The sequence below is a fragment of the Saliniramus sp. genome (assembly GCF_035311605.1).
In the GTDB taxonomy this organism is placed as follows: domain Bacteria; phylum Pseudomonadota; class Alphaproteobacteria; order Rhizobiales; family Beijerinckiaceae; genus Saliniramus.
Genome location: NZ_DATGCW010000067.1, coordinates 1 through 9,154, shown reverse-complemented (window position 1 = coordinate 9,154; position 9,154 = coordinate 1). Strand labels below are relative to the sequence as shown.

At 59.2% G+C, this 9,154-nt stretch carries 10 protein-coding genes, 1 other RNA gene and 1 pseudogene; 8 read left to right on the top strand and 4 right to left on the bottom strand.

Annotation, left to right across the window (positions count from 1 at the left end; all coding sequences use genetic code 11):
• Positions 1-64 precede the first annotated feature (64 nt).
• From VKP01_RS03280 to VKP01_RS03265, 4 genes are all read left to right on the top strand, one after another.
• Positions 65-907 carry a ParA family protein gene (locus VKP01_RS03280; protein WP_414706503.1) on the top strand — a complete coding sequence of 281 codons (843 nt, stop codon included), beginning with the start codon at positions 65-67 and terminating at the stop codon, positions 905-907.
• On the top strand, positions 900-1,424 hold the full coding sequence (locus VKP01_RS03275; protein WP_324410233.1) for a hypothetical protein: 525 nt from the start codon (positions 900-902) through the stop codon (positions 1,422-1,424). Before VKP01_RS03280 ends, VKP01_RS03275 begins: the two co-directional genes overlap by 8 nt.
• 2 nt (positions 1,425-1,426) lie before the next feature.
• The gene (locus VKP01_RS03270; protein WP_324410231.1) at positions 1,427-2,119 is read left to right on the top strand and encodes a hypothetical protein; all 693 of its coding nucleotides are present in this window, start codon (positions 1,427-1,429) and stop codon (positions 2,117-2,119) included.
• 338 nt (positions 2,120-2,457) lie between these two features.
• Entirely contained in the window at positions 2,458-2,874 is a 417-nt protein-coding gene (locus tag VKP01_RS03265) for a hypothetical protein (RefSeq protein ID WP_324410229.1), read from the top strand.
• Positions 2,875-3,077: 203 nt separating this feature from the next.
• Here VKP01_RS03265 and VKP01_RS03260 read toward each other — a convergent pair whose 3' ends face one another.
• Positions 3,078-3,857, bottom strand: a complete 780-nt coding sequence (locus VKP01_RS03260) for a ClpXP protease specificity-enhancing factor SspB (RefSeq protein ID WP_324410228.1) — start codon at positions 3,855-3,857, stop codon at positions 3,078-3,080.
• A 100-nt stretch (positions 3,858-3,957) separates the two neighbouring features.
• Positions 3,958-4,319, bottom strand: a transfer-messenger RNA (tmRNA) gene (ssrA, locus tag VKP01_RS03255).
• A gap of 87 nt (positions 4,320-4,406) precedes the next feature.
• On the opposite strand from ssrA, the gene VKP01_RS03250 reads away from it, so the two are divergent.
• From VKP01_RS03250 to dprA, 4 genes are read left to right on the top strand one after another with little or no spacing between them, the layout of a single operon-like run.
• On the top strand, positions 4,407-5,354 hold the full coding sequence (locus VKP01_RS03250) for an aspartate carbamoyltransferase catalytic subunit (protein WP_324410226.1): 948 nt from the start codon (positions 4,407-4,409) through the stop codon (positions 5,352-5,354).
• Positions 5,355-5,393: 39 nt separating this feature from the next.
• A complete protein-coding gene (locus VKP01_RS03245; protein ID WP_324410224.1) occupies positions 5,394-6,689 on the top strand; it encodes a dihydroorotase in 1,296 nt (431 codons plus the stop codon).
• 43 nt (positions 6,690-6,732) lie between these two features.
• Positions 6,733-7,368 carry a glycerol-3-phosphate 1-O-acyltransferase PlsY gene (gene plsY, locus VKP01_RS03240; protein ID WP_324410222.1) on the top strand — a complete coding sequence of 212 codons (636 nt, stop codon included), beginning with the start codon at positions 6,733-6,735 and terminating at the stop codon, positions 7,366-7,368.
• Positions 7,346-8,596 carry a DNA-processing protein DprA gene (dprA, locus tag VKP01_RS03235; protein WP_324410220.1) on the top strand — a complete coding sequence of 417 codons (1,251 nt, stop codon included), beginning with the start codon at positions 7,346-7,348 and terminating at the stop codon, positions 8,594-8,596. Before plsY ends, dprA begins: the two co-directional genes overlap by 23 nt.
• Positions 8,597-8,629: 33 nt before the next feature.
• Here dprA and VKP01_RS03230 read toward each other — a convergent pair whose 3' ends face one another.
• Positions 8,630-8,890, bottom strand: coding sequence for a hypothetical protein (locus tag VKP01_RS03230; protein WP_324410218.1), 261 nt, complete (start codon positions 8,888-8,890; stop codon positions 8,630-8,632).
• 160 nt (positions 8,891-9,050) lie between these two features.
• Positions 9,051-9,154, bottom strand: a pseudogene (locus VKP01_RS03225) (AEC family transporter); the annotation flags it as partial.

The window sequence follows — 9,154 nt, the reverse complement described above, 5'->3', positions numbered from 1 at the left end:
ATTCTTTCAGTTGCATCGAGTAAAAGAAAGCAATGCCGGTTTTCAACCGTGGAGGGGCTATCGCATGGACGTCATCAGTTTCGTAAATATGAAAGGCGGAGTCGGCAAAACCACATTGGCGGTGAACGTCGCCGATGCCTTGAGTCGACGGCATGAAAAGCGAGTATTGCTAATCGACTTGGATCCGCAATTTAATGCCACTCAATGTCTTTACAGTGGCGAGGAATATGTGAGGAAGCGTGAGGCTGGAGAGCACACTATCGTTGATATTTTCAACGAGAACCCAGGGCCAAGTATAAGTCCTGTGAAGGGGGAAGTCACGAAGACTCCAACAAAATTAGAAGACGTTACGCCATGGTCCTACAAAGATAGGTTTGATGTAATACCGGGGGATCTTGAAGTATACCGAATTGAAATGGGCTCAGGACAGGGCAAAGAGCTTCGATTGAAGCGGTATTTAGAGAAGCTTGCTAAGAAAAATAAATACGATTTTGTGATAATTGACACACCACCGACGCCATCTCACTATATGTCAAGTGCTCTTCTGGCGTCTAAATACTATATTGTTCCTGTAAAACCTGAGCCTTTATCACGAGTTGGCATAGATCTTCTGAGAGCGGTTATCGGAAGGTGCTCGGAAAACCATGGCCATGACATTGAGTGTATTGGAGTGGTCTTGACGCTGGTCGACCGACGAACGAAGGTCTATACGGATGCGTCGAATTTCCTTGATAGAAATCGTGTTTGGCGAGATAAGCGCTATAAGCCAGATTTGCCGCATCGAACCGCAGTCGCTAGGGGGCAGGGTGAGCAATCCCTCATTCTTGATTTGCCGGGAGGGGCCGATGCGAAGCGTGCTCTGACATCAATCACTAGCGAGCTGCTCAAGAGAATTGAAAATGCATGAATCAGGTACATCGCGATCCGCTCGAAAAGGCTCGAAAAGGAATGATCCAAAGGCCTTGCTTCGCTTCTTGGAAGAAATGTCATGGCTCCTGTCAAGTTATGAAGACTTAGATTTTCGTGCCATCGGAAATTTGGCCGAGCAAATTGATAAAGCTAGTAAAGTAACATCTAGATTAAAGAATAAATCTATTGATAATGCTTCATCTGCAAGGTTGTTGACTGGTGTATTGCCAGCCCTCATGAAAGATGAAAATCTTTTTCCTAATAATGAAGACATCGTTGAGTTTAGCGAAATAGCACTTGGAATATCGATTCCAAGATGGCGAAAGAAATCAAAATTCGAGCTCATAGGACATGTTGTGTGTACTGCTGAACAGGCGGATCCCTTTAGACTGCAGCGTATATTAGTGGCATTAGATGGTGTCATTGATAATCATAAATCACGGCAGAACTTAGCTGATCAACGTGCCTCTGGTCTATCTTGGAACGAAGTAATCCAAGGCTTATTGGAGGGGTGACAGTGAAATCAATTGATGCTGATTTGCGTGAGATTGAAGATTTTATTGATAATCTTCAATTTAGCAGCAAGGATATTCGTAATCAAAAAATTCGCCCAGCGTTTAAGTCAGCGTACAAGCAGTTTAAGGCGGTTCTTATATGGAATAGTTTTCTTCAAAGGAAGGCGGATATCGATGATGAATTAAAATTATTTATTCGAGAGTGTACATCTGATCTATCTCACTCATTTTATTTATTTGTTCTCAATTTTTATAAACCGGCCCGTGTTCTGGCTCGTAGTTCAATAGAGAATTTTCTTAGGGCAACACTGATTCATAAGAGTGTAAATGTCTTTGAAATTAAGTCAGTATTTGAATTGTTTTCAAGTTCGAAAAATATGTTCTGTCAAGATCAAGATTTTCTGCGTCTGACGGCTGAAATTGAGTCTTTGTACGCTTCGTTGTGTAAAACCGTGCATTCAACAAAATTTGACTATATGTCACAAGTTACTTCGTTCGAAAATTTCTCGAAATTCAAAATTAGCTATGCAAATTCAGATATTTCAACATTGAGAAAACTATCTTCTTCTATAAATAAATCTTTATTCATAATTTTTAGATACAATATTAATGAAATGAATTACAAGAATTCCGATATTATACTTGACTCAATACCAAGAAGCATGAAGCGAAAGTCAATGTTACTTGGGGAATGATGCTTCTTCTAAAGGAAGTGTCTATCTAAATGTATTGTATATTTTTATTATGCGCCGAAATTAAAATTCGAAGCGAACAAATGATGTTGACGGCTTTCGACACCCCTTTACTCATCCACACCCCACCTCTTGACCCATCACGCATTCCCGCTAGAATCACAACCGAGCCGAGCAGGAGGATGCCCCCTCCCACCCGGCTCTGACCATCAGAAAAGGAAAGTTTTTCCAATGGCTGCAATCAGCGATACCAAAACCGCCCGCGTGGCGGAAGTGATCTCGGTATGTCCGGGTGTGATTCATGCAAGCGTCACGGTCCCGGCAGACGAAAGGGGGCTGGCATGAACCCCTTTTCCGGCAACAACCCTTCTTCGAACCATGAAGAAAACCACGGCCTGACCCCGGCAGACGCCGCCTGGCTCGCGCGCGTCTTCACCAAAGACGGCGTTCGCCGCTCACCCGCCGAAATCGCGCAGATGAAGGCGCTGCTCGAGGCCTGGTGCGCCGCATCGCCCGCAACTTCGCCCGCCGCATCGCCGGCTCTGCCGGACGAATCGCAGATCGCGCTCCTCGACATCACCGACGATCTCGGCCACCTGCGCGCCCTCTTCATCGCCCTCGACATGGCGCTCGCCGACATCCAGGACCGCGATTCCCGCAGCGCCCTGCGCACCCTCTCCGACACCATCCACACCCACCTGCAGGCGATCCGCGAGGATGTCGAGAACCTGCGCACCCCCCAGCCCCTCGCCGCCTGACGGGCTCGCGACCTCCCCTCTCCCTCGTGGAGAGGGGCCGGGGGTGAGGGGCGTGGATGAATAATCCCAGCGTTGATGACGGCTGCGGCCTTCATTTGCGCCCGCGCTTTAACCTGATGCGCCCCTCACCTTCAACCCCTCTCCACGGCGGGACAGGGGAGTTCCGGCGAGCGCTTCATGGAGGGGGTCTCTTGGCGCGGCGTTCAGTTCTTCTTGCGGAACGCGTCCAGGCTGACGACTTCGGCGCCGGGGGTCTTGTCCTCGGGGGCTTCCTCCGCCGACTCATCCGGATCGGCCTTCCCGGCATCGGCCTTCTCGGCATCTGACTTGTCGGCATCGCTCTTGTCGGCGGATTTGCCGGCGGTCTTTTTGGCGGGCCTGGATTTCGACGTGGATTTCGTCGCCTTTTTCGGCGCGTCCGGCGTCTCGCCCGCGCTCCCGGATTCTGCCGCCGCGCCGGATTCGCCGGCTGCTGCCGCCGGTTCGGCGGTATCGGGTTCGGAGCCGGCGCCGCGCAGGCTGCGGGCGGGGGCCGGGCCGGATGCGGGGCCGGATGCGGGGCGAAGCGTGGCGACGCCGTTATCGGCCTTGTCGCCCGCATCGCCCGAGCCGGACAGGGCAGGGGGATCCTGCAACTCGAATTTGAGGCCGAACTGCACGGAGGGGTCGAAGAAGCCGGTCAGCGCGTCAAACGGGATCAAAAGCCGCTCGGGCACGCCGGAGAAGGAAAGCCCGACTTCCAGCGCATGCTCGGTCACCGAAAGATCCCAGAACTGGTGCTGCAGCACGATCGTCATGTCCTGGGGGTATTTCTCGCGCATGCGCGTCGACAGGCGCACGCCGGGGAAATCGGTGCGGAAGGAGACGTAGAAATGATGCTCGCCGGGCAGCCCCTCGCGGGCGGCATCTCCCAGAACCTTGCGCACCACGCCCTTCAGGGCGTCCTGTACGAGGAGATCGTAGCGGATCAGGTCTTGCGTCATGGTTGTGTCCGGCGCTCGGCTGTTCGTACTGGGCTGGTATCGTGATCGCGCCCATTGATGCAATATGTGGCACGAAAGCGCCATAGGAAAGTGGGAATGAAGTGGAGGCTTCTGTTGCCAGGTGCCTCCGAACCCCGCCTGACGACGCTAACCGCCAGGACTTGGATCGGAATCCTTAAGCCGCATTACGCGGCCGCACGGACTTCCATAGCAGAGTTGTCATTCGCAACTACTGTTTTGGCCCGATAACGGCGGTACCATGCCGAGCAAAAGGTTGCCTTTTACGCCCCCGTCGATCCTGTTTCGCCCCCACCGAAACCCAGCTCTCGCGCTCTGGGCTTCGGTGGAGGCGCCGGGTACCGCCCCCGGGTCCGAAGGGTTTATTCTGACAATCGTTTATCGCCATAGTCGTCTTGCGACGACACTTCGAATATAGGCGCTCTCACCGCCCCGCGAAAGGGGGCGCGTGCGGTTTTCGTGGATCATCGCCGCAGCCCGTGCCGGAGTGCTTGCGGGGCGTGGGATTCGCGGCTAAGGCGTTGTTTCACGATGACAGACGCACAGCCCCGTTTCCCGCACCGCCACCTCCTCGGCATCGAGGGCCTCTCGCCGCTCGATATCAAGGCCTTGCTCGATCTCGCCGATGCGGCGGTCGATGTCTCGCGGCAGGTCGAGAAGAAGAAGGCGACCCTGCGCGGGCGCACGCAGATCAACCTGTTCTTCGAGCCCTCGACGCGCACGCAGGCCTCCTTCGAACTCGCGGGCAAGCGGCTGGGTGCCGATGTGATGAACATGTCGGTCGCGTCCTCCTCGGTGAAGAAGGGCGAGACCCTGATCGACACCGCCGCCACGCTCAACGCCATGCGGCCCGATCTGATCGTCGTGCGCCATGATGCGGCAGGCGCGGTCAACCTGCTGGCGCGCAAGGTCGATTGCTCGGTGATCAATGCCGGCGACGGCGCGCACGAGCATCCCACCCAGGCGCTGCTCGACGCGCTCACCATCCGCCGCAACAAGGGCACCATCGCCGGGCTCACCGTGGCGATCTGCGGCGATATCCTGCATTCGCGCGTGGCGCGCTCCAACATGATCCTGCTTGCCGTGATGGGCGCGCGGGTGCGCCTCGTCGCGCCCTCGACGCTCCTGCCCGCCGGGATCGCGCAACTCGGCTTCGAGACGTTCTCGCGCATGGAGGAGGGGCTGGCCGGGGCCGATATCGTGATGATGCTGCGCCTCCAGCGCGAGCGCATGAACGGCTCCTTCGTGCCCTCGGTGAAGGAATATTTCCGCTATTACGGGCTCGACCGCGAGAAGCTCGCCCTCGCCGCGCCGGATGCGCTGGTGATGCATCCCGGCCCGATGAATCGTGGCATCGAGATCGCCTCCGACGTCGCCGACGGGCCGCAATCGCTGATCCGCGAGCAGGTCGAGATGGGCGTGGCCGTGCGAATGGCCGTGCTCGAGGCGCTCGCGATGCATCTGCCCGGCAAGGCCTGATCCCGCCCGTCACGAAGCAACAGCCCCAGCGAGGCGACCATGTCGAACGCTCCCGTCATCCTCACCAATGCCCGCCTGATCGACCCGGCCACGGGCCGCGACGGGTTCGGCGCGCTGCGGATCGAGAACGCGGTGATCGCCGATATCGCCTGGGGCAGCTTCCCACAGGGGCCGGACGGTGCCGAGGTGGTCGATTGCGGCGGGGCTGTTCTGGCGCCGGGGCTGATCGACATGCGCGCCTTCGTCGGCGAGCCGGGAGCTGAACATCGCGAGACCTTCGCTTCGCTCAGCGCGGCGGCGGCGGCGGGCGGCGTCACCACCATCCTGACCATGCCCGATACCAGCCCGGTGGTGGATGATCCCGCGCTGGTCGATTACGTCCTGCGCCGCGCCCGCGATACGGCGCAGGTGCGCATCTACCCCGCGGCCGCGCTGACCAAGGGGCTCGCGGGCCATGAGATGACGGAGTTCGGCCTCCTCGGCGAGGCCGGCGCCATCGCCTTCACCGACGGCGCGAGGAGCGTCTCAAACGCGCGCGTCCTGCGCCGGGCCCTGCTCTATGCCCGCGATGCGGGAGCGCTTCTGATCAACCATTGCGAGGACGGCGATCTCGCCGGCGACGGGGTGATGAACGAGGGCGAATTCGCCACGCGGCTCGGCTTGCTCGGCATTCCCTGCGAGGCGGAGACGATTCCGCTCGAGCGCGACATGCGGCTCGTGCGCCTGACCGGCGGGCGCTATCACGCGGCGCTGGTCTCCTGTGCGGATTCCGTGGAGATCATCGATCGCGCGAAACAGGCCGGCCTTGCTGTAACCTGCGGCGTTTCGATCAACCACCTCACGCTCAACGAGAATGACATCGGCGACTACCGCACCTTCTGCAAACTCTCCCCGCCTCTGCGCCACGAGGATGAGCGGCTCGCCGTGATCGCCGCGCTCGCCGCCGGCACGATCGACGTCATCGTCTCCGATCACGATCCCCAGGATGTCGAGACCAAGCGGCTGCCCTTCGCCGAGGCGGCGAACGGGGCGGTCGGCGTCGAGACGATGCTTTCGGCAGCCCTGCGCCTGCATCATGCCGATGCAGTGCCGCTCGTGCGGCTGCTCCATGCCATGTCGACGCGCCCGGCGGAAATTCTCGGCATCCCGGGCGGGCGGCTGGAGATTGGTGGGCCGGCGGATCTGGTGCTGTTCGATCCCGACATGCCATACGTGCTGGACAAGGACGATCTGCACTCGCGCTCCAAGAACACGCCTTTCGACGAGGCCCGCCTCGAGGGGCAGGTGCTGCGCACCTATGTCGGCGGGGCTTGCGTGCATCGGCTCGAAGACTGATCATGCCAGATGAGACGGCGCACCCGTTTCCGGGGGAGGAGACATGCCTGAAACCATGAGCTGGGCGCTGGCTTGGCCCTATTTCCTGGCGGCGGGCCTGTTCGGCTATCTGCTCGGATCGATCCCCTTCGGCCTCGTCCTCACCCGTCTCGCGGGCCTCGACGACGTGCGCAAGATCGGCTCGGGCAATATCGGCACCACCAATGTGCTGCGCACCGGTCGCAAGGATCTCGCCGCCGCGACGCTCCTTCTGGATGCACTCAAGGGCACGGTTGCGGTGTGGGTCGCCTGGCAATGGGGGCCGAATACGGCGATACTCGCCGGTTTCGGTGCGTTTCTGGGACATTGCTATCCGGTCTGGCTGGGCTTTCGTGGTGGCAAGGGAGTCGCAACCTATATCGGCGTCCTGATCGGGCTCAACCTCTGGACGGCGCTGATCTTCTGCGGGTTCTGGCTTATCGTCGCTGCGACCACGCGCTATTCCTCCCTCTCTGCGCTCCTCGCCTCGCTCGCGGCGCCCGCCGCCCTGTTGTGGCTGGGAGAAGGACAGATGGTGGAACTTGCCATCTTGCTTACAATCCTGATTTGGTGGAAACATCGGGAAAACATTTCCAGATTGGTTGCGGGAAGTGAAAGCAGGATCGGCAAGAAGCGGGATGAACACGGCAATTCTGAGTGACGAACAGAGGATCGACTGGCTGCGTCTGATTCGCAGCGAGAATGTGGGGCCGCGCACCTTCCGTGCGCTGATCAACCGCTATGGCGGCGCGGCGAATGCGCTCGATGCCTTGCCTGATCTGGCGCGCAAGGGTGGTCGCAACGCCATCCGCATCGCCTCGCGTTCCCAGGTTCTGCGCGAGATGGAAGCCGCAGAACGGCTTGGCGCGCGCTTCATCGCCATGGGCGAGCCGGATTATCCCAAACCCCTGCATGCGGCCGATACCGCGCCGCCGATCATCTGCATGCGCGGGGATGCCGCCATCCTGCATCGTCCCGCTGTAGGCATTGTCGGGTCACGCAACGCCTCTGCCGCCGGGCTCACCTTCACGGGGAGGCTCGCGGGAGAATTGGGGGAGGCGGGTTTCACCGTTGTTTCGGGGCTTGCGCGCGGGATTGACACAGCCGCGCACAAGGCGGTGCCGGCACACACGATCGCGATCCTCGCCGGCGGGCATGATCGCATCTATCCTGCCCAGAACAAGGCGCTCTTGGAGCGCATCGTCGCGGAAGGCGGGGCGGCGATCTCGGAAATGCCACTCGGCTGGGAGCCGCGTGCCCGCGATTTCCCGCGCCGCAACCGCATCGTCTCGGCTCTGTCGCTGGGTGTCGTGGTGATCGAGGCGGCGCGGCGCTCGGGTTCGCTGATCACCGCGCGTTTCGCCATGGAGCAGGGCCGCGAGGTTTTCGCCGTTCCGGGCTCCCCGCTCGATCCGCGCGCGGAGGGGACCAATGATCTGATTCGTCAAGGTGCCAATCTCTGCGCGAGCGCCGAACATGTCGTCGAAACGCTGATGCCGCTGATCGATACCGATTGGGAAAGCCGAATAGAGGCGCGCGAGGAATTCGCCGGAGAGGATGTCGAGGATCTGTGGGACGAGCTCGATTTCCTTGATTTCGCCGAGCCGCTGATCACTCCGGTGCGCGCGCCGGTTCCGCCTGAAGAGCCGGATCGCGCGCAGGCCCTCGCTGATGCGCCGGATGACGGGGAAGCGCTTGCGCGCACGCCAGAGGCCGATCCGCGGCAGGTAATGCTCGATCTGCTCGGTCCCAGCCCGGTTTCCGTCGATGACCTGTCGCGGCAATCGGGGCTGCCCGTGCGGATCGTGCACAGCGTGCTGATGGAGCTCGAAATCGGCGGTCGGCTGGAGCGCCACGGCGGCAATGCGGTTGCGCTGCTGACCGGGTGAGCGGTCTGGCGTTTTGCGGAAAGCCGGATCCGGTCAGCTCTGATCGGATGGTGGCTGGCGCTCGCGGGCAGCTTTACCGGCTCGGCGCAAGGGCTGCGCCGCGTTCGCGGCTTCGGTGCGGGCCATTTCCAGAAAATAGCTGAGCAGGGGCAGATCTGCCCGGCGCGCCATCATGCTCAGTTCCGCACTGAGCGCCGCGATATAGCGTGCGGTTTCGAGTTGATCCGGTCCCTCGGACGTCGTTTGACGCGCCGTATTGTCCGAATCCTGATTCTTGCGCTTTGGCAAAGGCATGCATGACCCCGAGGCTCGAACCGCCGGCAGCGCGGCATTGCGCGTGACCAGTCGCTTTGCAACCTATATTAGATGCAAATCAACTTACATCAAAAAGTTGCATTATGTCGACGGTTTTTCACGCGGTTGTGCAAAATTCTGAATTGTGCGTGTGCAGCTGTCAGGCGATCAGAAGTGTTATCATAATCGGCATTGTCAGAATCGCCAGAAGTGTCTGCAGCGTAATGATCTCCGCCATCAAAGGCGCGTCGCCCCCCATCTGCT